Here is a 22,481-nt window from a genome sequence, read left to right on the forward strand (position 1 = left end):
CAACGAGACGCCATGCGCGTCTTTCCAACCTATGCCTTCGCCTTCTCCGACATGGAGGCCGACATCGAGCGGCGGACCATTTCCGGCGGAACAGCCCTGTCTGGCGCGGAAGACATCATCGGCGCCGACGGAGGCGGTCACGTCTTTGCCCAGTTCGGCGAGCCGTATCTCGATGAAACGGAACTTGCACTGGCCTGGAAGGCTTGTGCGGATACCCTTCAGGGTGGTGTCACGCCCGTCATCGTCCCGCTCGGCGACCTACGTCACCAGTTCGGTCGCGCTATCCGCGTTCCCCGCTCGCTGCCATGGTGGAGCGAAGCTGAATACCTGACGGGGGACAGTGGCGTCGCGCTGGCCGCCGATGCCGCGCTCCGCGCCAAGACCCTCAGCCTGACGCTCGAATTTCTTCCCGCTCCGCTGCGCGCCGGCATGTGGCTGTCGATCGCGCACCCCACGATGAGCCATCGCGCCTATCGAATTGCCGAGGTCGTGAGTCAGACCGGAACTGCGGCGACGATCACGCTATCCCACCCGCTTCGGGAGGCAACGACCACCGGCACGACCGTTGAATTTCACGATCCGCGCTGCGTCATGCGTCTCGATGGTGAAATGCGCTCCCCTTCCAACATGGGCTATGCCGCCGGGTCCGCGATCCGGTTCGTCGAGCATTTCCCGGCAACCGGTGGTGGTTACACATGATCTCGCCAGGCAATTATCCTTGGACCGTTTACCGGTGGCAGCCCGCCAAACTGACGATTGATTTTGTCGGCCAGGACTTCACCGGTCAGACCTTCAAGTCCGAGGTACGTGCCTATCAGGATGCTCCTGATCCCGCTCTGATCTCGTTGGCCAACGCAGCAAGTCCCGGTGAAGGCATCTCCGTTTCGGTAGCGACAGTGGGCGGCGTTACCACGTCGACCGTCGAGATCCGCATTAACGAAACCACCATCGAAGGCCTGCCCTTCACCAACCCGCGCGGCACCGACTTTGTGGCTGTCTGGGATCTGGTGATCGGGTCGGGAAGTGCAAAGGCGCGCTGGCTCGAAGGCACCTTCATCGTGCACGGAGGTTCGACGCAACTCTGATGGCCGATCTAACTGTCCAGGTCGTCGACCAGCAAGTCGTCGTGCAGCCCTTCGGTAGCGACGCATTGGTCCCGCTCGTTGCTGCCGCCAATCAGGCGCTGACAGATGCCGAAGCCGCCGCCGCTGCTGCCTCTGCCTCGGTCGGCGCGGTGAAGCAGAACATCACGGCGTTCCTTGGTGCGGATACCGGCATCGTAGAGGGTGCATGGTACGCTGAATACTTCATCCCTGTCGCGACGACCTTCACCAGCTTCAAGGGTATCCTGATCAGCGGGACGGGTACGTTCGAGCTTCGCGTGCTGGTAAACGACGTGGACGTTTACGGTCCTCGCACGATCAGTTCGACGCTCAATAGCGCCACCATTTCGCTCGCCGTCGCGGCAAATGACCGCGTGTCGTTCCAGGTCAACAACATCACCGGAACGCCGATCCTTGCCGAAATTCAGCTTCTGGGGCTGCCCACATGAGCACTGTGAACTATTTCGGCTTTGATCCGAACGCGCCTTCGGTCGCCCTCATCGCCGGTCCCGAGTTCCGCGACGACTTCACCACGTCTGGCAACCTCAATGGGAGGCCGGGCTGGTTCATTGAAACCCGTCCAACCTTCTCCGGTCAGGCCAACGCGCTGTCTTCGGCGAATGGCAAGGCTGGCGGCACGACCGGCAGCGCGGCCTTTGCCCTGCATACCGCGAGCGTTGAAACGGTGCGTGTGCAGTTCAAGGTGGGCGCATACGGCGCGGCCCTGCATCACCATGTCAATATCGCGGCGGTGGATGCCGAGCGCGACTGGCTGAACATCAACGTCTCGACCACGGTTTCGAGCGGACTCCAGACCGGCACGATCACCTTCGCCAAGGTGGTCAACGGGGCATCGCTGTCGAATATCGCGATCCTCCAGCAGTGGCGCGCGGAACTGGGCGACACGCTCGAAAGCGATTTTACCGAAGTTGCTGGGGTGAAATACTGGACCTGCTACCTCAATGGCCAGCAGGCGGGCGCGCCGGTCGATATCACGTCGTGGGGCGGCGCATTCACCAAGAAGCACGGCATCATCGGCAACATTGCCAGTTCGACCGACAGCTTCCAGATCACCGATCCTGCCACGCAGGTCGCGCTGCGCCTGTTCATGCCGGGGCGCACCATTTACCGCAATTCGGACGGGTCGGTCACTTGGCGGATCAAGGTCTATTACACCGGCCCCGATCCCGATGCGCTCTATGCCACGGTCTATGACCTCTCGACCGGCTCGGAAGTGGCCGTATCGGGCCTGACCGATGTGGCCTTGTCGAGCTTCGCGGCGGCATCCGGAACCGCTACCGGGACGCTCACGGCAACCTCTTCGCAGGTTTCCAGCGGCGGGCCGTTCTTCGTTCGTGTCACGCGCAAGCGACTGTCCGCACTGCTCGGGGCGAATACCTCGGTAGTGGATGGCCCCTACCAGACCGTTGGCGAGATCGACATTGCCAACGGCCAGTCTCTTGCCGTCGCCGCATTCTCGCAGACCCTGACGACTGCCACCTATTCGCAGCCGACGAATTGCTGGCATCTGGAGGGCGTCCCTACCAACGGTTCCACGCTGGGCGCATCATACACCCGCCGCCTTCGTCCCGTCAGTGGTAACACCTCGACTGCCGCGCTGGCGAACGTGGTCAAGACGGTTTCAAGCGTGAACCTCACGATTGCCAGCGGCGGTGTCTCGGGCACGGCGATTGCAGTACGCGGGGCTGGTTCGGTCTGTCAGGCCGCGCTCAAGGAAAGCATCGACCGTGCGGGTGGCCGCATCCACTTCGTCCACCACGTCGATGGTCAGTCCGACGTTACCACGGCGCAGGCCAGCTATATTGCTGCGCTCCAGGCGATCTATGACGATCTCGACGCCTACAACGGCACGCCGGTCAAAGTCCTTCTTCATCCCATTGCCTCGTGCTGGAAGAACAGCACCGGCAATGACGAACAATGGCAGGACATGCGCCGCCTGCACTGGAAGCTGACGCAGGACTATCCCTCGCGCTACTTCCTCGGGGCCTTCACGCTCGACTGCCAGCACTTCGACAGCCTTCACTTCAATGGCGACGGCTATGGCGTGATGAATACCCGCGCAGGGTGGGCAAGAGCCAAGGCGCGCGGCGACGTGGCAAACGACCGCAACGGCCCCTCGCTCTACAGCGTGACGCGGGTCGATGCGCAGACGGTCTATTGCGTCTACGATCTGAACGGCGCGGACAGTCTGGAACTGGTCAACACGGCCTATGCCAGCGAGTATCACGGTGGCATGTCGTTCTCGACCGCAGCGACGAAGAGCGGCGGGACCATCGCAACGAAGCTCTACCCGACCGGCGCGACCGTCGATGCATCACCCACCGGAACGCGGCAGGGCATCACGTTCACCTTCGCGGCCAACACCTTCCCCGGCACGGTCTATGCGTGGGGGGCCTACGGGAAGAACCCGTTCAACCCGAACGACAACAACACGAACACGGACCCGATCAACCTCGACCTAGCGAACAAGGCATCGATGATCCGGGGCGTCTATTCGGACGGCATGAAGGTGGCGCTGCGGCCCCGGTTCACGACCGACAGCCTCGATTACCTGAGTGCCGCGTGATGACCGACACCGGAAACGCCGCACAGGTCCGCATGGTGGCCGAGCAGGTTGCCGAGACTGTCATTCTCAAGTTTGCAGCGGAGCATCCGGAGTTGCGCAAAACGGAGATACCCCCGCCGATCAAATGGGCTGGAGTAATCATCTCCGCGCTATTCACGACGGGCGTAGCAGGCTCTGCTTTCTGGCTGGTCTCGTCGGTCAGCGAAATGCAGGTGACCTTGGCTCGGATGGATGAGCGTCAAGTGCTGCTCACGACGTCCCAAGACAAAAACTACAACGAGATCGAGCGTCGCGTGACGGTTCTCGAGGGCTACCACAAGCAGGGAGGTAGCCAGTGAACGTCAAGGCGCTCCAAGCCGCGCTCGGCGTTGCGCCGGACGGCATCGCCGGCATTGCGACATTCGGCGCGTTGTTCCGCAAGCTCGGCGCGATCGACGATGTTGCGGCCCCACTCGCCATCGCGGCCAATGTCCACTTCCCCGCCTACGGCATCATGGACAGCGAACTGCGGCTGGCGCACTTCATGGCCCAGCTCTGCCAAGAAAGCGGCTCGTTCCGTTACATGCGGGAGATCTGGGGGCCAACCGATGCGCAGCGGCGCTACGAAGGCCGCGCGGATCTTGGCAACAGGCAACCCGGCGACGGCAAGCGATACCTCGGGCGCGGACCGATCCAGATCACCGGCCGGGCCAACTATCGCAAGTACGGGCGCCGCATCGGCATCGACATCGAGAACAGCCCGGAGCTTGCCGAGCATCCATCGATCGGGTTGCACCTCGCGCTCGAATTCTGGCGCGTGAATGACCTGAACGCGCTTGCCGACGCCGACAACCTGCTGGCGATCACGAAGCGGATCAACGGCGGCACCAACGGGCTAGAGGACCGCAAGGCGCATTTGGCCCGCATCAAGGCATGGCTGGCATGACGCCCCGGCAAGCTGGCGGCCTCGTGTTGGATAGCTTCGTCCTGGCGCTGTTGATCGCCCTCGTCCTGCTGGTCGCATCCTGCGCATGGAGTGCATTGCAATGAACCGAGATACCGTCCGTAATCTGCTCGGCGGATGGTTCGCCGGGTCGTTCATTGGCGCGCTCGCCGCGCTCTATCTGCTTCCGATCCCGCCCGCGAACAAAGACCTGATCGTCTTCATGCTCGGGCAGCTCTCAGGCTTCACCGGGGCTGTCGTCGCGTTCAACTTCGGCACCTCGAAGGGCAGTGCCGACAAGACCGCCATGCTCGCCAATCGGCCTGCGGGGACGCCAATCGATCCGGTGAGCGTCGAGGTGGAGGCATGATCCCCTTCCTCCGCGCCTACCACCGCCCCCTGATCGCCGTGGCCTTGCTCCTCGCGCTGATGTGGGCGCTGAACCGCTACGTGGCCGATGCCGTGCATGACGACCGCGTAGAGACGCGCAACGCCGCGCTCGAGGCGGACAGCAAGGCCGATGACCGCGCTGGTGTGGTTGCCGCCTCGGAGCAGGCCAGAACCGAAAAGGAGAATGAAGATGCTCGGAAAGCTGCGGCTCGCTCTGATGATCCCCTTGGCGATGGCCTGCGCAGCCTGCGAAACGGCTCGCGTCGAGACCCCTAAGCCGCCAGCTCAACTGCTGACCTGCGCCGACGATGCGACGCCGCCGGACCTTGCGCCGGTCCCGTGGGCGCTCGGCAACCTGACTGAAATCCAGCGGGTGCAGGCCGAGCGCGATCGACAGACGTTCGAGTATATCCTTGCCGAGAGGTCGGCGGGAGGGGATTGCCGGTCGAAGGTGGCGGGAGTGCGGGCTTGGGCAGAGACCCTGCCCTAGACCTTCACGCCAAGCTGCCTCAGGCGCTGGCGTAGCTCTTCGTTTTCTTCCCTGAGCAGCCTCGTGGCGCCCTGGACGAGGCGCGCTGCCTCACGGTGCCCTTCCCGCTGCACCTCCGCTATTTCATCCCGCATCTTGTTGATGACCTCGACCAGCTCGCGCTTTTCCTCTCGCAGGCGGCGAATTTCGTCTTGGGGATCATCGGCAGATTTCATGCTGGCATGATCCTTTTGCGGAACGTGGACATCGACAGGAGGGCCACCTGCTTCACTTGATTTGCTCGGTTGAAACCCACTTCCCGTGCTCAATCCGCTCGATGGGTTTTTGGCAGCGGGTGCACGTCGATTGCATAGAAACGCCGTCGGTTCGTACGCGTTCCCGATTCGGATTATGACGATTGAAGAGGCATAACAGACTGCGCATGCATACTCCGCAAAGCACCCCCGTCCCCGAGCCCATAGGGTTGGGAATCAAGAGCGCCTATTGCGGATATTCAGTCTGTGCGTTACGCGAGATAAGCCGAGGCGTCCGGAAGATAATTCTTCCTGAATAGGTCCGATGTTGCGGCCCTACAGAATGGCGATTGTATAGATTGCAAACACGGGCGGCTAGCGCCGCGTCGTGTGCCGGGTGGCGCCGTATCGGAACAGAAGGAGGTAGATGGGTATCGTGAAGGCGAGGCCGATGCCCAACTTCATCCACCAAGGTGAACCAGCGGGCAGGATCAGCTCATAGGCGATCGCGCCCACCAGCATTGCGACGATACCCGCGTAACGCTGGAGGAAGCGCAGGATCACTCCGGCTTCTCCGGCTTCGGCCTGACCTTCACCAGCTTGCGCAGCTTCTCATCCGACAGAAACATGACGTTGCTGCCATCTGCCGCGTCAACAAGCCGGGTGCCGTTCCATGTATAGGGTCGCAGCCCACAATCGGCCATCATCTGCACGAAGCTGGCAGACGGCGCTTCCACGATCATCGCGGGCTTCGCGCGGTCGATGGTCTTGATGCCGCCGCGAGCTACAGCATCCTCCAGCCCTTGCACGTCGATCTTGATGATGTCGGGGACCAGATTGTAGTCGTCGAGCTTCACCACGCGGACGGTGTGCGACTGGATCGTGAGCTTGGATGGGTCGAAGCGCGCCATCGTGCGAGGGTTCAGCCACTGCGCCGCCTCGTCCTTGTTCAGCGAAGCGAGGCCGTCATAGACGAAGTTGCGATACAACGGGATGTGCAGGTCGAACTGTCCCGCCGCATCCCCCAAGCCGACGTTTTCCACCTGTATCGAAGGGTCGGAGCGGAACCGCGCGCTAAGGCGGCGATACAGTTCCGGGTTCGGCTCGAAGGTGACAATGCGTTCCGGCGCGGCGTACCGTTGCAGGGCAAGGACGCTCTGGCCCCAATTGCCGCCGATGTCGATGGCGAGCTTTACCGGCCTGAGGTGCGCCAGGAGCTTGAACTCAGGCTCGACAAACAGGCCAGCAGACCGCGTGCCGAAATTGTAGAGCGAGAACTTCGCGGTGCGGACCGCTGGTGCAAGTGACTGTAGGTTTCTCAGTTCGCGCTTGAGGTACGCTTTGACTGCCACGAACTACCCCTTCGATTAAAATTACATAAATGTTTCAGCCATCTATGTAGTATCGAAGGGCTATAACTAAGGTAAGACGCGGTCAAGGCGGAGAGCGCACCCTAATCGTTGTCTTGGGTTTCAGTCAGGCATTCCAGAGCCTCGCTGAGATTGATGCCGACCATGTGCAGACCGAGGCGGTCCGCCATTTCCAGTGCATTGGCGACAGCCGTCCGCAGTATTTTGATCTGATCTTCCCGTGGCATGAGCTTGTAGTCCGCCATTGCCCCCTCCTCGATGTGCCTCGATGTTCGGAATTTGCGTCGCGCAGCCCGCGCGGTCAACATGAGGGCTTATGCGGTCGGGACTGGATCGTTGCATAAACCTTACTTCTGCTGGACAGGGCGCCCCCCAGCGTGAAGTGGGGCGACCGCGATGGGGTGGAAAGCCGCCATCATCATCGAGCTGCCCCCGAGCCGCTCGAATGCGTCCCCGCCCGTTGCGGCGCAACGAGAATGAGCAAGATGATCGCGCCCGCAAGAACTGTTGTTGCCAAGGGTCGGCTGAGGTCGAGACCACCCTTCGCCACTGGCTTGTCGAGGAAGTCGCCAACAGTCGCTCCGAGGGGGCGAGTAAGGATGAATGCGGCCCAGAAGAGCAAGACGTGGGAGAGACTGGTGAACCAGTAAAGCGCGGCAAGAACAGCGAGGGCTGCACCGAAGAGCAAAGCAGCGCCAGAGTAGCCAAGCGAGCCGTCCGCAACCCAATCGCCGAGTGCCGTGCCCAAGGTCTGCGAGAATGTAATCGTGATCCAGTAGAAGGTCTCCGCGCGCGCGGTTTCGATCCGGTTCACATCCACGGTGCCGAGGGCGCGATGCCAACTGAACAGGGAAAACAGCACCAAGCTGAAGAGAAGCAGTGACCCGCCGGGGTAGCCAAGACCGATGGAGCGCGTGGCAAAGTCGGCGAGCGTGGTCCCGGCGGTCGTCGAGGCGATGATGGTCGCCCAGTACAACCACGGATTGAAGCGTCGCGCGCGAATTTGCAGCCAAACCAGTCCGAGGAGCAGCAGGCCAAATATGGCCGTGCCAACAAGATACCCGTTGATGCCGCTGGCTCCGGCGCTCGGGGTGGTTTCCCCTAGCCAGCTCATGCTTACCGCGTCACCGCCCGTTTCACCCAGCGTCGTCGCCAGAATCTTGATCACCCAAAACGTAAGCGTCACGGCCGGAACCTTGCTCACGGCATCGTCTACGCGATCCCTCATCTAAACTGCTCCTGCTTCAGCCAAGTCAAAGGGAATGACAGGTCGAGCGAAGAGCTGCAATTGGGCGTAGGCGGTCATTAGAATTTGTCCCCGCGCCCTAGGCCCCCCCTCCTTGCAGAATCACCCCCGTTCCGCTTCGGGCTCGCGTAAGCTTCGGCGGCGCTGCGACTGGCTGGAGCGTCTCGTTTACCTTACTTCCGCTGTGAACGCCGCACCCAGCGACCATTCCGCAGCTTCCGGATTTCGTTCGCGCAATCGACGCAGATGGAGAACTGGTCGAAGCCGTCGAAGGCGAAGTTGTCAGAGTTTGGCCGATGGAATTCCATCAGACACCATAGGCCGCGCATGGGAAATTCCCTGAAATTTCAGGGACAACTGTCGCATGGCCTAATCGTTCCGGTGGTCCACCTTTTCTTCTCGTAGTTGTGCCTCAGACCTATTGGCTCTGTAGCAAAACCGCTCGACGCACCAGTCTGACAATCGCCACCCGAGGAATAGCCCGGCCACTACGATTGCGCCGACAAGCAGATACTCCATCGCCCCGCCTCCGTATCGTTCTGCTCGCTCAAGTACACGAGCTATTCCTTAGGAGCTCCCTGGTCAACGTACGTGAGGGGAGGAGAGGTTGGTCCGGGCGGCAAGGTACCACGCGAAACAAGCGGGCGAGGTTTCGTCTCTTGAGCCGGCATTATCTCGCCGCGAATTCAAGTCAGTCCTCGCTTTTGCGGACTTGGCAATCGGCGAGGCATTCCAGAGCATGAGCGAGATGGCTGCTCACTGTGGGGCAGCCAACCAACTCCGAAAGATGCAACGCATTTCGTACACTCAAGCGAAGGTGTGCCACCCGAACAATCTCTAGATTGCGATCTAAAATTTCTGGACCACTTGGTGGGTAGGAGAGCCGGAGGTCTGGATACGGCGTCGGTCGACCGCGCTTGCTCCTATGCAGGTACCAGTCACTAAGAACCCATGCAACGCATGTGACCGGAACGATCATCGCAAGGACGAGGATGCTGTTCATCTTTTTCCTGAATCGTAGCTATCAGCCTGCCCTTACATTAAGTTATTTTAATTCTCTATCTAAAGTTAATTTTGTCGAAAAATCATAGACTTCTAGCGTGAGATGGCGTCCCCATCCGAGAGGAAAGCATGGGTTCTTGCCGGCGGGTGACTGCTTGACGAGCGTGCAGCGATCAAGGCGTCAGTCATTGTCTTTATCTTTCTGACCTTCGCTCAAACACTCCAACGCGTTGTTGAGGTGTATGCCGACCATGTGCAGACCCAAGCGGTCTGCGAGCTTCAGCGCTATCGAAATCCCGTTCCTCAGGGGGCCGATCAACTCTTCATCAGGCACTAAACGATGTTTTCCCATTGGACTCTCCTTGGGCATGCTCAGGTTATAGATGTGGCTTGAAGCCGTCAGGCGCTGGCGTCCTGGAGGGCGGCTGCGGCCGCGAAAATTCGCGGCGCGAGGATGCACCCATGAAAAAGGGGAGCGGCGGTGCCGCTCCCCTTTCCCCCCATGTTACTGAGCGGGCGCGCGGGGCATCTCGTGCCCGGCGTGGTCCTGCCTTTGTTCCGTGCCAGCCTGTTTCGTCTTGTCGTCGCAGCAGCACTTCTTTTGCTCCGACTTCATCTTGTCACAGCAGTCCTTTTCGGCGGGAGCATCCGCTGCGTAAGTCACCGTTGGAAGCGCTGTCGCGAGAGCGAGGGCCGCAAAAAACATCTTCATGTCAAAACTCCGTTTAATCTGTTGTTCGTTATGGGGAGTTTCAACGGAATCGCGGTGGCGGCGGGTCGATGCCTGCGTCAAAGGCAAGATCAATGCGATCATACATTGGAGCCAGGATAGTCGGCTCGCCGATAAAGGATGCCGCCCGTTCCTGCTCCGGCAAGATAATGGCCATGCAAACCGTCGAGAAGCAGTTGGACGTGCGCTTGCTGTTGTCGTGATCCGACGACATGTCGCAGTAATCCATGGTCGACGACATTGCGGCCGATCGACTGTGTTGCGTCGAAAGTTCCGCGTTGGCCGCCATCGGCAGTGCCGACAGTGCGAATGCAAGCAGGGCCAAAACGAGTCTCATCAACCCGTGCTTTAGCACAATTCATTGCTTTGGCGAGAAACAGTCCAGCTTGGCACGTTTTCCGGGTCGCGGTGTCGTCGGGCATATTCGTTTATGCTCACAGTTGACGCAGCAAGCCTGCTTGGATTTGGGAAATAAAACCCCGATCAGCTGTAGCTTGGCTGATCGGGGTTGCGACCGTCTGGGGCTTATGGCTCCGACGTCCGTCCCTATGGCAGATTCAAACCACGAATGAGCCCCGCGGAATTACCGACGAGTTGTTCCTAAATGGCACAAGATCAATGCCCTACAGCCAAGGCGCCGACGGCAATGCCCCCAGATAGGCATCCTCCCGGCCACCCTTGCTCCATGGAACAGGTGTGCGGACAATGTTCGTATCCGACGCAGGCCACGGCCGGTCGAAGCGGCGCAACTCCTCGAGCGGCGCGGTAAGCCACGCTTCCCAGTCCTCCGGCGCAAGAATAACCGGGCTGCGATCGTGGATGTCGGCCAGCTCGGGCGCGTTGTCGGTCATCACGCAGGTATAGACCGGCCCCCAGTCCTCGTGCGTCGCCCACAGGCCTGCCCAGGCGAACACCGGCGTGCTCTTGAGCGACAGCCATGTGGTGCGCATCTCGCCCGATGGACCTTCCGCCTCGGCGTAGTGCGCTGTCGGCACCAGGCAGCGTTGTGCCGGGACGCGCGACCACCGGCCCCAGAACTTGTCGAGCTTGTCGAACCGGGCATTGTTGACCGGCTTCGGTTTGAGTGGCTGACCTCGCTTGCCGTTCAGGATCACGGGGAAGCCCCATGTCATCTGGTCCAGCACCAGCGCGCCATGATGATCGCGGCGGACGACAAAGCCCGGCTCGCGCGGGTGGACGATCGGCGGACCGTCGTTGAACGGCCGTGCCGGCGACGCCGCGAAGAGCTGCGTGATCATGTGGCGATCACCGGGGCGGTAGCGGTTGCACATATGCCAAGGCTGGGGTTGCTGATCCTCCGGGTCAAGCATCTCGACGCAATACCGCCGGGCTGCGATGGCGCGGCGGATGCAATCCTGGCGCTCGACGCCAGCGATATGGTGCCACGCCTCCAGCGCAGTCGTTGCGGCCGTCGCGCGCATGTAGTGGTCGCCGCTGGCGTGGATCGGGTTCGAGATCGGAGCGGTCAGCGCAGAGATGAGGTTCCGCACCTGCCAACGCTGTGCCACGCCCGCACGGACAAGCCATTCCAGCGCCACGCGGTCAGATTGGGTCAGCTCGACGGTTCCGATGTGGGCGCGCTGCTCCAGATCCTGCAATGCGCGCAGTGCGAGGATAGTCAGAGAATCGGGCTGCTTTGCCATCTGCGCAGTGGAACAGATGAAGAACTTAGGTCAAGCTTTGGCTACTGACTGTGCGGTGTATCAGGGGTGGTCATGGGCGGCCTCCGCGTTCGGATGGCGCACACCGTGGAACGTCATGTTCACAGCCTTGCCGCGCGTTCCACAAGTCCTGTTCACGCCCCACCTCCCTCGACCTTCAGGCTCGACACAAACTTCTCCACCGCACGCTCGATTAGCGACGCGAGCGGCTTGACCTCCTCAGCCGACATGCCGGTCATGCTCGTGGCTCCGGGGTGGGGGTGCGTCATGCGGCAAGGCTGAGTGCCTGCGGGTATGACCACAGCGCGAGAGCAATCAGCGTGTCGCGAAAGTCGGGTGGAGTTGCGTTAGCCTCACGCTTGTTAAGCGTTGGCTTATTGCGCGCCTTGCCGCGTTGGTCGTGAAACCCTACTTGATGAGATCCGACCGGGCGCTCCCATCGAAGTTGAAATGGCGCTCGCTCTCCGACGTAGTAAAGCCATGTTGCTTTGTTCGCCCGGTGCCCATAGGCAGACTGCCACACCTCGCAGACCCATCCCTTGCAACTTCTTGCCCACCCATGACGGGCAGGACGGTCTAGGCTCAGGACTCACTGATCACAGCCAGAAGAGCACGGTGGCGGCGAGTGCGAGGGCGGAGAAGAAGACGGTTGGACAGCGGTCGTATCGCGTTGCCACGCGTCGCCAGTCCTTGAGACGGCCGAACATGATCTCGATGCGGTTGCGCCGCTTGTATCGGCGCTTGTCGTATTTGACGGGGATGGAGCGGGATTTCCGGCCCGGAATGCAGGGCTTGATGCCCTTTTGCTCAAGCGCGTCCCTGAACCACTCGGCATCATAGCCCCGATCGGCAAGCATCCACTGTGCCTTGGGCAGGTCGTCGAGCAGGGCCGCTGCGCCGGTGTAATCGCTGACTTGGCCGGCCGTGATGAAGAAGCTCAGGGGGCGGCCGTTGGCATCGGTTATCGCGTGAAGCTTGGTGTTCATGCCGCCCTTGGTCCGTCCGATCAGACGCCCGAGATCCCCTTTTTTACCCCAAGGCTAGACGCCGTGCGGTGGGCCTTGAGATAGGTCGCATCGATCATGACGGTCTGCGGCTCGGCCCTCTGGGCGGACAGACCTTCCATCATCCGGCCAAACACGCCCATCGCGCCCCACCGTTTCCAGCGGTTATACAATGTCTTGTGCGGCCCATACTCCCTTGGCGCATCCCGCCAGCGCAGGCCGTTCCGGTTGACGAAGATGATCCCACTCAGAACCCGCCGGTCGTCAACCCGCGGCTTGCCGTGGCTCTTGGGGAAATACGGCGCAAGCCGCGCCATCTGCTCGTCCGTCAGCCAGTACAGGTCGCTCATGCTCAGTCTCCTCGCGGAGCCTGAATCACATCCCCCTCAGCCAATCAATGGGTCCTGAGCCTAGTCCGAATTCTGCCCAAGCGCGGGATTTCGCAGGATGTTCAAGTACGCCTCCGAAGAAGTTTACCGCCTCCAACGCGAACGCAAAGCAGCCTCCATCATTGCCAGGGCGATTGTGTTCGCCACCCCAACGGGCATAGTTCACTGCGGCCATAGCCCCCCAAAGCTGACAAGGGGGGTGGGCTACGATTGGAAATGGCCCGCGATACTTCCGGGCGTCACGAGCCTTTGGCCAACAATCGACATGCGGTAGTCCTGCGTAACATCCGTCCTCTTGCACAAACAATGCGGACACATGCGGCCCACTCTCAATCCCCTGCCAGCCCTCATTGGTCTGGGGCGGTGTCTCAGGGGTGGGGAGAGAGGCCCTGGAATTTATGGTCAGCAAATGGTCAGCAAATGCCGGTTTGTTCGCCATTGATTCACGCTCCGTCTTTCCGTCAAATGACGGTTTTCAGGCGTTTTGAATGGCGTTTTCTCGTTTACACCGAGAGGGTCGGCGGTTCGAGCCCGTCACCGCCCACCACGCAGTCGGTAGTCGTGCTTGGATGCCGATCTGGCGTGCGTTCCGGACCGCGGACCGTGGTTCTTGCTGCCCGTCCCGTCCTTGATCGAAAAACCGTTGTTGACCGATCCTGCAGACGCCGTTGAAGGGCGCCTTTGCAGCGTCAGACCACCTGGACGCTGAATGCAAACCAGGCGCCTGCTGAATGGTCGTAGAGTTGCACCATCTGGTCCGTCACCGTCAGCGAATAATGGCTCGATGTTGCCCGATCAAAGCCACTTGCATTCCTGCCCTCGATCTTCATCGACACGAACGCATTGTCGGCAGCGTCATAGATTTCAGCCGGCGTGCCGGTGAAGTTCGATGATCGATCACCGTCCCTGCCCTGAAGCCGATTGCCACGAACTTCTGCAGCTATGAGCAAATCGCGCCCGGAAGCATGATCGTGTACACCTGCGACCTTGCGTTCGAACATGAAGGCAAAGGCGGATGCGGCGATGAGTGCGCGAGTGTGGGGAAGCATCCTGCCTCGTGCCATCGGTCGCTTGCGGGCGCAACCCGTTCGTCCGGCATTGCGCCATGCGCAATGATGCCATGCGACGAATGCGCGTTATCGCCGGGACGGCGAGGCGCCATCGTTCCTGTGCGGGCCGGAAGCGGTCCGGATCAATCAGGAGCCCCCATGAAGCTGTACCATCACCCGCTTTCCGGCCATGCGCACCGCGCCCGTCTGTTCGTATCGCTCCTCGGCCTCGATGCCGAACTGGTCGAGGTCGACCTCCTTGCGGGCGAGCACAAGCAGCCTGCGTTCCTCGCTCTCAATCCGCTGGGCCAGGTTCCGGTGCTGGTCGATGACGATGGCACTGTGGTCTCGGACTCCAACGCCATTCTCGTCTATCTTGCCCGCAAGCACGATCGCACGGACTGGTTGCCCGAAGATCCCGCCAGCCTCGCCGCTGTTCAGCGTTGGCTATCGGTAGCGGCTGGCGAACTCGCTTTTGGCCCTGCGGCGGCACGTCTCGTCACGGTATTCGGTTCGCGTCACAATCCGCAGGAAGTGATCACGCGGGCCCACGGCCTGCTCGCCAATCTCGAACGCCACCTCGAGCACCGCGATTGGCTTGTCGGCGCCGCCCCCACCATCGCCGACGTATCGCTGTACAGCTACCTGTCGAGTGCGCCTGAAGGCAATGTCGACCTTGCCGCCTATCCCAATGTCCGCGCTCTGCTGGCGCGCATCGAGCATCTGACTGGCTTCGTTCCCTTCGTCCGGACGGCGGCAGGCCTGCGCGCCGCAGCCTGAAGAGACGTCGGTGGTCCGCGCAAGCCCGCCGCCAGCGGACCACCGGCCCCTCGTTGTGGAGGAAGCCATGGACGATACCCAACGCGTGGCCAACAGCCCGATCTGGCATGAAGGCGAACGCGCACTTCAGGCTCATGTCGGCGTTGTCGATCGGATGGGCGAGGTGGGCGCTCGCGTGATCCGCCCCTTCATGCCGGACCAGCACCGCACCTTCTACGCCCAGCTTCCTTTCGTGATCCTCGGCAGCGTCGATGCCGAGGGCGCGGCGTGGGCCACCGTGGTCGAGGGCGAACCCGGCTTCCTCTCATCGCCGGACCCCAAGAGCCTGGTGCTAGGTGCACTGCCACACGCGGATGATCCGGCGCTGGGCGGTATACACGATGAAGCGGCGCTCGGACTGCTCGGCATCGAACTGCACAACCGCCGGCGCAACCGTGTCAACGGCACCTTGCGCTTCCCATCTGCCGGTGCACCGCTGCTGGAAGTTGGCCAGAGCTTCGGCAACTGCCCCCAATACATCCAGCTTCGCGACGCCACCTTGTCCCGCGCGCCGGCTGCACCGCCGCCCCACCTGGCCGAGGAACTGCCCGCACTGGACGCGGCGGCCCGCGCCATGATCGGCAGTGCCGACACCTTGTTTGTAGCCTCTTATGCCGACAGGCTGGATAGCGGCAGGCAAGTCGACGTGTCCCATCGGGGCGGGAAGGCCGGCTTCGTGCGCGTCGATGCCGAGGGCAAGCTGACCATTCCCGATTTCGCGGGCAACCTGTTCTTCGCCACGCTGGGCAACGTACTGCTCAATGGGCAGGCAGGCCTCGTCTTCATCGATTTCGAAAGCGGGGACCTGCTGCAGATGTCGGGCAAGGCCGAGGTCGTTCTCGATTCACCCGAAATCGCCAGCTTCGCCGGGGCGGAGCGGCTATGGACCTTCGTGCCGCAGCGGATCGTTCGCCGGAAGGGTGCGCTTGCCCTGCGCTGGAGCTTCCGGGATAATGGCTGGTCTCCCAATTCGCTGGCGACAGGCCAATGGCCCGCAGCTTTGCATTGGCAGCAATTGCGCGTCGAACGCATTGTCGCGGAAAGCGCTAGCATCCGCTCGTTCCATCTGCGTCCTGTGTCGCCGGATCTCGGCTGGCAGCACGAGGCCGGGCAACACCTGCCAATTCGCGTAAGGCTGCCGGGCGAGGATAGCCCTGCCGTGCGGACCTACACGCTATCGTCCGCGCCATCAGATCCGCTTTACCGCATCAGCGTGAAGCGAGAGGGCAAGGTGTCGGCCTGGTTGCACGAGCAGGTGCGCGAAGGCGATATCATCGAAGCGCGCGCACCGGCGGGCAGCTTCGTCATCGAGCCCGGAGCACCACGCCTCGCCGTGCTTATCGGTGCCGGGATCGGCATCACGCCGATGATCTCCATGCTTCGCGAACTGGTCAGCCTGGGTGCGAATGGAGCCCCGGCTCGACCAGCAGTGCTGATCCAGTCCGCGAGGTCACTGGCCGAGCGCGCTTTTGCAAACGAACTTGCGAGTCTTGCCGACCGCGTTCGCGTTGTCCGCGTGCTGGGAGATGCCAAGGGTGCGCAAGCGGGGGCCGACTACGACTTGGAAGGCCGGATCGACCTGCAACTGCTGTCCGCTGTCCTGCCCTTCGGAGATCACGACTTCTACCTGTGCGGGCCCAAAGGCTTCATGCAGGCAATCTACGATGCGCTGCGTGGCGCAAACGTGCCTGACCATCGCATCCATGCCGAAGCGTTCGGACCTTCGTCGCTTGTCCGCAGGCGCGATACGACGCGCGAAACAGCGCCAGCCGCACAACCTTCTGCCGTCCCGGTCCCCGTGCTCTTCACCGCCTCGCTCAAGGAAGCGCGCTGGAAGCCCGGCGAAGGCACCCTGCTGGAACTTGCCGAAGCCCGCGGCCTCAAGCCCGAATTCGGATGCCGCAGCGGATCGTGCGCATCCTGCAAGGTGAAGCTTGTCTCGGGCGCGGTCGCCTATCCGCGCACGCCATCTGCCGAAGTCGCAAGCGGCGAAGTTCTGCTGTGTTGCGCTGTCCCTGCCGAAGGGAACGACAAGCCGCTTCAGGTCGAAGCGTGACCCCAAACTCATTTCCAACGAAGGAGCCTGCCATGACCAGACCACCTCTCCCGCCGTTTGACGGAGCCAGTGCCATCGAAAAGGTGCGCCTCGCCGAGGACGGCTGGAACAGCCGCGACCCAGCACGGGTGGCGCAGGCCTACACGCCAGACAGCCGCTGGCGCAATCGTGCCGAATTCTTCACCGGGCGCGACCATGTCGAGGCATTCCTGCGCCGCAAGTGGGACCGCGAACTCGATTATCGCCTGATCAAGGAGCTCTGGGCCTTCACCGGCAACCGCATCGCGGTGCGCTATGCCTACGAGTACCACGACGACAGCGGCCAGTGGTTCCGCGCCTATGGCAACGAGAACTGGGAGTTCGCCGAGGACGGCTTGATGCGCGCACGTCATAGCAGCATCAACGAACACCCGATCCGCGAAGAGGAGCGAAAGTTCCACTGGCCGCTCGGCCGTCGGCCGGACGATCATCCCGGCCTCAGCCACTTCGGCTTCTGATGCGCAGGCTGGCCCGCCTTTGCCAAGGCATCGCTGAACGACTAGGCTCGCAGAGCAGGGCGCCAGGGCCGGACTATCTCGGTGCCCTGCTCGACAGCGGTGCAGGGACATTGCCGGAAACGCTGGCGCATATTCTTTAGAGGAAACCGCCTGTGGACCGCTGGCAATCCATGCGAATCTTTGCCGAAGTGGCGCGGCATTCAAGCTTTGCCGAAGCTGCGCGGCGCCTTCACATGAGCGCGCCCGCAGTGACGCGTGCCGTTGCCGCGCTCGAGGAGCATATCGGCACTCGCCTGCTGGTACGCTCCACCCGCCTCGTCAAGGTTACGGAAGCCGGCGCTCGCTACTATGCCGATTGCCAGCGCATTCTGGCCGAGATCGCCGAGGCCGAAGCAATGGCGGCCGGGTCCTATGCGACGCCATCGGGGACGCTCACGGTCACCGCGCCGGCCATGTTCGGTCGCATGTACGTTCTGCCGATCCTCACCGAATACCTCGACCGCTATCCGCAGGTCATCGGCCGTACGCTGTTCGTGGACCGGCCGGTCAATCTGATCGAGGAAGGCGTGGACCTGGCAGTCCGCATTGGACATCTCACGGACTCGTCGATGATCGCAACCCGCGTCGGCTCTTCCCGCCTGGTGGTGGTCGGCGCGCCGGATTATCTGCGCGAGCATGGTGTGCCGGAAAATCCGGCAGATCTTGGCCGCTTTCGCATTGCGGCGTCGACAGCAGCATGGGCCTCGCCCGAATGGCAGTTTGCGAATGATGTCAAAGTGCGGGTCGAACCGGCTCTGCTCTGCAACACCAACGACGCGGCAATCAATGCATCGCTGGCGGGCTGGGGATTGGCGCGGGTGCTGGACTATCAGGTGGGTGCGGCGATTGCCGATGGGCGGCTTCAGGTCGTCCTGGAAAGCCACGAGCCACCGCCTTTTCCGATCCACGTCATCCACCCCGAAGGGCTTCACGCTCCAGCCAAGGTCCGCGCCTTCATCGATCTTGCCGTGGCCAAGCTGCGATCGAGCAGGCTGCGCACCGGCGACGACCTGACAGGGTAAACCGCAAGATGCGTCTGGCCTGCTGGCTACCGCTTCTGCGGGATGTGGGGAGAAGCAGTTTGGCCTGTGGGGGATCAGCCGAAGGCCATGGGCAAACGATGCTCGATCCGCATTGCCGAAATAACCCAGCCGTCAGCCACCGTCCGTAACGTCAGGCGGTACTGCCCTGCCTCGATCGGCACGATGCGGCCTTGCGCTCCGAACGTCCCGGTCGGCCAGCCGCCATCCGGAACTTCGGCTGCAAGGATCGAGAACACCATGAACTGCGCATCGAGGACCGCATGGTCGCCCTCGATGACGATGATCGGGGCGTTGACGACGTTTTGACTCCAAGCCCTGTACCCATGAGGTGCCATCATCTGGCGAACCGCAACGCGAATGGCATCACGCCCTTCAAGCCTGCTGATCGACCGGCTCGCGCCGCCGACGGCGTCGACGATCTCGATTGTGGCCTCTGGCGCAAACAGCGCCGCCATCGCATCGGGATCGCGCCGATCATGCGCGCGGGTGTATTGGCCAAGTACGTTCAGAATGATTGTCTCATCTGCCATCGTCATGACGTCATCCTTCAGGAAATTCTTCGAGGGGATTGTTGACCCGCGCTACCTTGAACTTGGGCAAGCCCGGCTGAGGCAGCGCGAGCGAGCCGGCTCAATCGGCAGCAGACCTGAGATCGAAAGTCTCCGAGACCCATTCTTCGCTTTTCGCCCACAAGGCCTTCGCCATTTCCGCATCGAGCGCATAGGGCCGCACACCGGGGCTGGCGAAGCCGATGCTTTCGTCGCGGACAACCGGTGAGACCTGGCAATCCTCGCAATAGCGTCCGCCAACGTCGTCAGCGTCTGCCACAAGGCCTGCCCAAAGAGTCGTTGCGGCGCCTTGCGGGGGAGATTTCCACTCCAAGGGCGGCTTGCCTTCCTTCGCCATGTCGGCATTGATCTGGTCGACCAGCGACTGGAGCTGGCCGTCGCCCATGTGGCGGTCGAGCTCGGTCCGGATGCCGCCGGGGTGGACGGCGGTGGCGCGCAAACCGAGCGATCGATAGCGCCTGTCGAATTCGACCGCGAAAAGGATGTTGGCAGTCTTGGAGCGGCCGTAAGCGACGAAGGGATCGTAGGCACTGGATTCGAAATTCGGATCCGCCAGATCGACATTTGCAAAGCGGTGCCCGGAAGACGCGAGCAGCACCAGCCGAGAGCCGGGGCGCATGAGCCCTGCGATCCGGTTCACGAATGCAAAGTGCCCGAGATGGTTGGTCCCGAACTGAGTCTCGAAACCGTCGGCAGTGAGACCGAACGGCGGGGCCATGACTCCGGCATTTGCGATCACGAGATCGAACGGCTGACCTTCAAGGCGGAGCTTGTCGGAAGCGCGACGCACAGAGGCGAGGTCAGCCAGATCGAGCTCGACCAATTCTATCGAAGCCCTGTCCACCCCTGCATGGACCAGAGCCTTGCGGGCCTTGGCAAGGTCTCTCGCCGTGCCGACCACCTTTGCGCCACGGCTTACGAGGGCGCGAGTGGTTTCAACGCCAAGTCCCGCTGACACGCCGGTCACAAGGATTGTCTTTCCTGTCAGATCGAGACCTGCAAGCACATCGTCGGTCGTGGACTGGCGTCCGAAAGTCTTGGTCATAACTGCTCCTGATGTTCTTTGCTGAGAACGTGCGCGGACGTCAGCGCTGCTCGTGAAGGTTGAATTGCGGTTCGACCGTGATCGCGATCTTTCCTCGCTGCCGTGGCACGTCGTTGCGACCGAGGACCGCGTCATAGGCAGAACCGATTTCCGCGATGGAGAAGGTCCGTGGATCGAGACGAGGGGCGAGTTTGCCCGTCTGAACGAGCGCGTCAGCCTCTCTCAGCATCTCGCCGAAGTGGGCCAGACCCTCGTTTGCCAACAGGGTGTGCAGCGTGAACACGCCCGAATACGTCGCCTGCTTGAAGGAGAGCGGGGCGAGCTTGTGCGTGCCCCAGCCGAGACAGCTTACCACGTGCCCAAACCGCTTCACGGCACTGAACGAGGCGTCGAGTACCGGGCCACCGAGCGTATCGTAGACAAGGTCGAAACCCTGCCCTGCGGTGTGCTCGGCGGCGTAATCCTCGGGCTCTCTCGAGGCGTCGATCGGGGTGGCGCCAAGGTCTCGGACATACTCGAGATCGCTGCCCCGCGCGGTTGCGAACACCCGGGCTCCCCGCGCAAGCGCGATCTGTATGGCAACATGGCCGACACCGCCGCCGCCGCCCTGGATCAGAACCGTCTGTCCATCCTGCACCTGCGCGCGATCCACCAGACCTTCCCACGCGGTGATGAAGACCAACGGCAGAACAGACGCCTGTCGCATGGTCAGGGCAGCCGGTTTGGATGCCAGCAAGCGCGCATCCACCGCCGCGAACTGCGCGTGTGTGCCTTGCAGTCCGCCGACCCCACCCGTCAGTCCGAAGACAGCGTCGCCGACGCGGAAACTATCCACCTCCGGCCCGACCGCGACGACGGTTCCTGCAAGGTCCATTCCGAGGATTGCGGGTAGAGGCTGCTGGGCATGCGGTGCCTCGCCAGCCCGGATCTTGGCATCAAGCGGATTGGTGCCGCTTGCCTCAATCTGTACAAGTACCTGGCCAGGGGCCGGCTGCGGACGCGCAAGCTTGCGAAGAACGAAGGGCCCGTTGGCTTCCTCAACAACGGCTGCGATCATGGTTGGCGTGGTCATGGTCCATCTCCTGCTGATGACCAGAAGATGAGCGCATTCCGCTTTGACTGGCAGTCATGAAAAGTGCACGATCCCCATTCATTTTTGAATGGACCACAAGTGGCTGCCGCACCTCTCGAATGGAGTGACCTGCGTATTTTCCTCGCGATCGCGCGCGAAGGATCGCTGGGGCGCGCTGGGCGCCGACTTGGGCAATCCCAGCCAACGATGGGGCGGCGATTGCGAGCGCTCGAGGCCACCGTGGGAGCAATGCTCTTTCAGCGCTCTTCTTCCGGCCTGACCTTGACCGACGAGGGCCAGGTCATGCTGCGCCATGCTGAGGTCATGGAAGGCGAGGCGCTGGCACTGGAGCGGGAGTTGACCGGTCGGGACGGTTCTCTCGAAGGCCTGATACGGGTGAGCTGCTCGGACTGGTTCGGTCGCATCATGCTGGCGCCGGTTGTCGCGGAGTTTACCCGGCTGCATCCCGCAGTCGTTGTCGAGGTACTCACCGATGCCCGTGTATACAGCCTGGTGCGGCGCGAGGCCGATCTGGTCATCCGCATCGCCGGCTTCGACGAACCGGAAGTGGTCGCGCGGAGGCTGACGACCATTCGCTATGGCGTCTACGCGAAACCGGGAACGGGGCGTCCGGTTGCGGGCGACGGCGAAGGTTGCCCATTGATCGTGATGGACACCGCATTTGGCGAAATGCCCGATGTCGCTTGGCTGATGCAGACTTTTCCGAACGCGCGCATATCGGCGCGGAGCAATAGTCGCGATATCCAGGCCCAACTCTGTGCACTTGGCGCTGGCGTCGCTGTTCTTCCTTTGCCGCTGGGCGATGCAACCGCGCAAATCGGGAGACTTGAGCTGGATGCGGAACCGCCAACCCGCGATACCTGGATCGGTTTCCACAAGGACTTGGTCCGATTGCCCAGGCTACGTGCGTTCATCGACTTGCTCGTGGAGCGTATTCCGTCCTGCTGAATTCGTGTTGGGCTGCACTGCCAAGCCAACCATGCCTAGGTCACGTCTCCCCGTTTTTCGGAAAGCTCGATGATGCCTGCGACAACCCGTTCAATCGGGAAAAGCTCACTTCATATGAAGGCGGATTGAAACTGCGGCTGCTGGCGGAAATTGGCCGGGAATTGTTCCGCACACT

General features: G+C 61.9%; 27 protein-coding genes. 14 read left to right on the forward strand and 13 right to left on the reverse strand.

What is annotated here, in order from left to right; genetic code table 11:
• Nucleotides 1-12: 12 nt before the first annotated feature.
• The 9 genes from SARO_RS20295 to SARO_RS21145 all read left to right on the forward strand — a co-directional run bounded on the left by SARO_RS20295 (nucleotide 13) and on the right by SARO_RS21145 (nucleotide 5,492).
• Nucleotides 13-699, forward strand: a complete 687-nt coding sequence (locus SARO_RS20295; protein ID WP_011446383.1) for a hypothetical protein — start codon at nucleotides 13-15, stop codon at nucleotides 697-699.
• Nucleotides 696-1,085 carry a hypothetical protein gene (locus SARO_RS13925; protein WP_011446384.1) on the forward strand — a complete coding sequence of 130 codons (390 nt, stop codon included), beginning with the start codon at nucleotides 696-698 and terminating at the stop codon, nucleotides 1,083-1,085. Before SARO_RS20295 ends, SARO_RS13925 begins: the two co-directional genes overlap by 4 nt.
• Nucleotides 1,085-1,552 (forward strand): hypothetical protein, encoded by a 468-nt coding sequence (locus SARO_RS13930; protein ID WP_011446385.1) that lies wholly within the window; start codon nucleotides 1,085-1,087, stop codon nucleotides 1,550-1,552. Before SARO_RS13925 ends, SARO_RS13930 begins: the two co-directional genes overlap by 1 nt.
• Nucleotides 1,549-3,690 carry a hypothetical protein gene (locus SARO_RS13935; RefSeq protein ID WP_011446386.1) on the forward strand — a complete coding sequence of 714 codons (2,142 nt, stop codon included), beginning with the start codon at nucleotides 1,549-1,551 and terminating at the stop codon, nucleotides 3,688-3,690. Before SARO_RS13930 ends, SARO_RS13935 begins: the two co-directional genes overlap by 4 nt.
• Entirely contained in the window at nucleotides 3,690-4,028 is a 339-nt protein-coding gene (locus tag SARO_RS13940; protein ID WP_011446387.1) for a hypothetical protein, read from the forward strand. Before SARO_RS13935 ends, SARO_RS13940 begins: the two co-directional genes overlap by 1 nt.
• The gene (locus SARO_RS13945; RefSeq protein ID WP_011446388.1) at nucleotides 4,025-4,615 is read left to right on the forward strand and encodes a glycoside hydrolase family 19 protein; all 591 of its coding nucleotides are present in this window, start codon (nucleotides 4,025-4,027) and stop codon (nucleotides 4,613-4,615) included. The genes SARO_RS13940 and SARO_RS13945 overlap by 4 nt, the downstream gene beginning before the upstream one ends.
• Nucleotides 4,616-4,715: 100 nt before the next feature.
• Nucleotides 4,716-4,982: a hypothetical protein gene (locus SARO_RS13950; RefSeq protein WP_011446389.1), complete on the forward strand. Its 267-nt coding sequence runs from the start codon at nucleotides 4,716-4,718 to the stop codon at nucleotides 4,980-4,982.
• Nucleotides 4,979-5,278, forward strand: coding sequence for a hypothetical protein (locus SARO_RS13955; RefSeq protein WP_011446390.1), 300 nt, complete (start codon nucleotides 4,979-4,981; stop codon nucleotides 5,276-5,278). The genes SARO_RS13950 and SARO_RS13955 overlap by 4 nt, the downstream gene beginning before the upstream one ends.
• A complete protein-coding gene (locus SARO_RS21145) occupies nucleotides 5,187-5,492 on the forward strand; it encodes a hypothetical protein (protein ID WP_143004995.1) in 306 nt (101 codons plus the stop codon). The genes SARO_RS13955 and SARO_RS21145 overlap by 92 nt, the downstream gene beginning before the upstream one ends.
• On the opposite strand, the gene SARO_RS13960 is transcribed toward SARO_RS21145, so the two are convergent.
• The 10 genes from SARO_RS13960 to SARO_RS14010 form a co-directional block, all read right to left on the reverse strand.
• Nucleotides 5,489-5,707 carry a hypothetical protein gene (locus SARO_RS13960; protein WP_011446391.1) on the reverse strand — a complete coding sequence of 73 codons (219 nt, stop codon included), beginning with the start codon at nucleotides 5,705-5,707 and terminating at the stop codon, nucleotides 5,489-5,491. The genes SARO_RS21145 and SARO_RS13960 overlap by 4 nt on opposite strands.
• A gap of 393 nt (nucleotides 5,708-6,100) precedes the next feature.
• Complete coding sequence (locus tag SARO_RS13965; protein WP_041550413.1) at nucleotides 6,101-6,289, reverse strand: hypothetical protein; 189 nt, start codon at nucleotides 6,287-6,289, stop codon at nucleotides 6,101-6,103.
• Nucleotides 6,286-7,077, reverse strand: a complete 792-nt coding sequence (locus SARO_RS13970; RefSeq protein ID WP_011446392.1) for an FkbM family methyltransferase — start codon at nucleotides 7,075-7,077, stop codon at nucleotides 6,286-6,288. Before SARO_RS13970 ends, SARO_RS13965 begins: the two co-directional genes overlap by 4 nt.
• Before the next feature lie 101 nt (nucleotides 7,078-7,178).
• Nucleotides 7,179-7,340, reverse strand: coding sequence for a hypothetical protein (locus SARO_RS21150; protein ID WP_157042443.1), 162 nt, complete (start codon nucleotides 7,338-7,340; stop codon nucleotides 7,179-7,181).
• 173 nt (nucleotides 7,341-7,513) lie between these two features.
• On the reverse strand, nucleotides 7,514-8,323 hold the full coding sequence (locus SARO_RS13975) for a COG4705 family protein (protein WP_011446394.1): 810 nt from the start codon (nucleotides 8,321-8,323) through the stop codon (nucleotides 7,514-7,516).
• Nucleotides 8,324-9,524: 1,201 nt separating this feature from the next.
• A complete protein-coding gene (locus SARO_RS21155) occupies nucleotides 9,525-9,695 on the reverse strand; it encodes a hypothetical protein (RefSeq protein WP_157042444.1) in 171 nt (56 codons plus the stop codon).
• A 400-nt stretch (nucleotides 9,696-10,095) separates the two neighbouring features.
• On the reverse strand, nucleotides 10,096-10,398 hold the full coding sequence (locus tag SARO_RS13985) for a hypothetical protein (protein ID WP_041550417.1): 303 nt from the start codon (nucleotides 10,396-10,398) through the stop codon (nucleotides 10,096-10,098).
• A 298-nt stretch (nucleotides 10,399-10,696) separates the two neighbouring features.
• The gene (locus tag SARO_RS21525; RefSeq protein ID WP_011446398.1) at nucleotides 10,697-11,737 is read right to left on the reverse strand and encodes an SOS response-associated peptidase family protein; all 1,041 of its coding nucleotides are present in this window, start codon (nucleotides 11,735-11,737) and stop codon (nucleotides 10,697-10,699) included.
• A 614-nt stretch (nucleotides 11,738-12,351) separates the two neighbouring features.
• Nucleotides 12,352-13,109 (reverse strand): IS5 family transposase gene (locus tag SARO_RS20705; protein ID WP_086000187.1). Its coding sequence is split into 2 segments (ribosomal slippage): nucleotides 12,352-12,776 and nucleotides 12,776-13,109, totalling 759 coding nucleotides; the frame shifts between segments, so codons are not numbered across the junction.
• A gap of 728 nt (nucleotides 13,110-13,837) precedes the next feature.
• Nucleotides 13,838-14,197, reverse strand: coding sequence for a hypothetical protein (locus SARO_RS14010; RefSeq protein ID WP_011446401.1), 360 nt, complete (start codon nucleotides 14,195-14,197; stop codon nucleotides 13,838-13,840).
• Nucleotides 14,198-14,356: 159 nt separating this feature from the next.
• Between SARO_RS14010 and SARO_RS14015 the strand changes: the two genes are divergently transcribed.
• The 4 genes from SARO_RS14015 (at nucleotide 14,357) to SARO_RS14030 (ending at nucleotide 18,630) form a co-directional block, all read left to right on the forward strand.
• Nucleotides 14,357-14,977 (forward strand): glutathione S-transferase family protein, encoded by a 621-nt coding sequence (locus SARO_RS14015; protein ID WP_011446402.1) that lies wholly within the window; start codon nucleotides 14,357-14,359, stop codon nucleotides 14,975-14,977.
• 67 nt (nucleotides 14,978-15,044) lie between these two features.
• Nucleotides 15,045-17,072 (forward strand): pyridoxamine 5'-phosphate oxidase family protein, encoded by a 2,028-nt coding sequence (locus SARO_RS14020; protein WP_011446403.1) that lies wholly within the window; start codon nucleotides 15,045-15,047, stop codon nucleotides 17,070-17,072.
• A 32-nt stretch (nucleotides 17,073-17,104) separates the two neighbouring features.
• Entirely contained in the window at nucleotides 17,105-17,569 is a 465-nt protein-coding gene (locus SARO_RS14025) for a DUF1348 family protein (RefSeq protein WP_011446404.1), read from the forward strand.
• Nucleotides 17,570-17,739: 170 nt separating this feature from the next.
• On the forward strand, nucleotides 17,740-18,630 hold the full coding sequence (locus SARO_RS14030; protein ID WP_198136623.1) for a LysR family transcriptional regulator: 891 nt from the start codon (nucleotides 17,740-17,742) through the stop codon (nucleotides 18,628-18,630).
• 74 nt (nucleotides 18,631-18,704) lie between these two features.
• Here SARO_RS14030 and SARO_RS14035 read toward each other — a convergent pair whose 3' ends face one another.
• From SARO_RS14035 to SARO_RS14045, 3 genes are all read right to left on the reverse strand, one after another.
• Entirely contained in the window at nucleotides 18,705-19,187 is a 483-nt protein-coding gene (locus tag SARO_RS14035) for a nuclear transport factor 2 family protein (protein ID WP_011446406.1), read from the reverse strand.
• A gap of 94 nt (nucleotides 19,188-19,281) precedes the next feature.
• Nucleotides 19,282-20,265 (reverse strand): SDR family NAD(P)-dependent oxidoreductase, encoded by a 984-nt coding sequence (locus SARO_RS14040; protein ID WP_011446407.1) that lies wholly within the window; start codon nucleotides 20,263-20,265, stop codon nucleotides 19,282-19,284.
• 40 nt (nucleotides 20,266-20,305) lie between these two features.
• Nucleotides 20,306-21,337, reverse strand: coding sequence for a zinc-dependent alcohol dehydrogenase family protein (locus SARO_RS14045; RefSeq protein ID WP_011446408.1), 1,032 nt, complete (start codon nucleotides 21,335-21,337; stop codon nucleotides 20,306-20,308).
• Nucleotides 21,338-21,436: 99 nt separating this feature from the next.
• Between SARO_RS14045 and SARO_RS14050 the strand changes: the two genes are divergently transcribed.
• A complete protein-coding gene (locus SARO_RS14050; protein ID WP_041550419.1) occupies nucleotides 21,437-22,306 on the forward strand; it encodes a LysR family transcriptional regulator in 870 nt (289 codons plus the stop codon).
• Nucleotides 22,307-22,481 lie beyond the last annotated feature (175 nt).

The sequence above is a fragment of the Novosphingobium aromaticivorans DSM 12444 genome, assembly GCF_000013325.1.
GTDB lineage: Bacteria > Pseudomonadota > Alphaproteobacteria > Sphingomonadales > Sphingomonadaceae > Novosphingobium > Novosphingobium aromaticivorans.

Excerpts from the sequence above, each read along its gene's own strand:
- SARO_RS20295 (WP_011446383.1), top strand. The coding sequence starts at position 13 with ATGCGCGTCTTTCCAACCTATGCCTTCGCCTTCTCCGACATGGAGGCC.
- SARO_RS13925 (WP_011446384.1), top strand. The coding sequence starts at position 696 with ATGATCTCGCCAGGCAATTATCCTTGGACCGTTTACCGGTGGCAGCCC.
- SARO_RS13930 (WP_011446385.1), top strand. The coding sequence starts at position 1,085 with ATGGCCGATCTAACTGTCCAGGTCGTCGACCAGCAAGTCGTCGTGCAG.
- SARO_RS13935 (WP_011446386.1), top strand. The coding sequence starts at position 1,549 with ATGAGCACTGTGAACTATTTCGGCTTTGATCCGAACGCGCCTTCGGTC.
- SARO_RS13940 (WP_011446387.1), top strand. The coding sequence starts at position 3,690 with ATGACCGACACCGGAAACGCCGCACAGGTCCGCATGGTGGCCGAGCAG.
- SARO_RS13950 (WP_011446389.1), top strand. The coding sequence starts at position 4,716 with ATGAACCGAGATACCGTCCGTAATCTGCTCGGCGGATGGTTCGCCGGG.
- SARO_RS13955 (WP_011446390.1), top strand. The coding sequence starts at position 4,979 with ATGATCCCCTTCCTCCGCGCCTACCACCGCCCCCTGATCGCCGTGGCC.
- SARO_RS21145 (WP_143004995.1), top strand. The coding sequence starts at position 5,187 with ATGAAGATGCTCGGAAAGCTGCGGCTCGCTCTGATGATCCCCTTGGCG.
- SARO_RS13960 (WP_011446391.1), bottom strand. The coding sequence starts at position 5,707 with ATGAAATCTGCCGATGATCCCCAAGACGAAATTCGCCGCCTGCGAGAG.
- SARO_RS21150 (WP_157042443.1), bottom strand. The coding sequence starts at position 7,340 with ATGGCGGACTACAAGCTCATGCCACGGGAAGATCAGATCAAAATACTG.
- SARO_RS13975 (WP_011446394.1), bottom strand. The coding sequence starts at position 8,323 with ATGAGGGATCGCGTAGACGATGCCGTGAGCAAGGTTCCGGCCGTGACG.
- SARO_RS21155 (WP_157042444.1), bottom strand. The coding sequence starts at position 9,695 with ATGGGAAAACATCGTTTAGTGCCTGATGAAGAGTTGATCGGCCCCCTG.
- SARO_RS21525 (WP_011446398.1), bottom strand. The coding sequence starts at position 11,737 with ATGGCAAAGCAGCCCGATTCTCTGACTATCCTCGCACTGCGCGCATTG.
- SARO_RS14010 (WP_011446401.1), bottom strand. The coding sequence starts at position 14,197 with ATGCTTCCCCACACTCGCGCACTCATCGCCGCATCCGCCTTTGCCTTC.
- SARO_RS14015 (WP_011446402.1), top strand. The coding sequence starts at position 14,357 with ATGAAGCTGTACCATCACCCGCTTTCCGGCCATGCGCACCGCGCCCGT.
- SARO_RS14020 (WP_011446403.1), top strand. The coding sequence starts at position 15,045 with ATGGACGATACCCAACGCGTGGCCAACAGCCCGATCTGGCATGAAGGC.
- SARO_RS14025 (WP_011446404.1), top strand. The coding sequence starts at position 17,105 with ATGACCAGACCACCTCTCCCGCCGTTTGACGGAGCCAGTGCCATCGAA.
- SARO_RS14030 (WP_198136623.1), top strand. The coding sequence starts at position 17,740 with ATGCGAATCTTTGCCGAAGTGGCGCGGCATTCAAGCTTTGCCGAAGCT.
- SARO_RS14035 (WP_011446406.1), bottom strand. The coding sequence starts at position 19,187 with ATGACGATGGCAGATGAGACAATCATTCTGAACGTACTTGGCCAATAC.
- SARO_RS14040 (WP_011446407.1), bottom strand. The coding sequence starts at position 20,265 with ATGACCAAGACTTTCGGACGCCAGTCCACGACCGACGATGTGCTTGCA.
- SARO_RS14045 (WP_011446408.1), bottom strand. The coding sequence starts at position 21,337 with ATGACCACGCCAACCATGATCGCAGCCGTTGTTGAGGAAGCCAACGGG.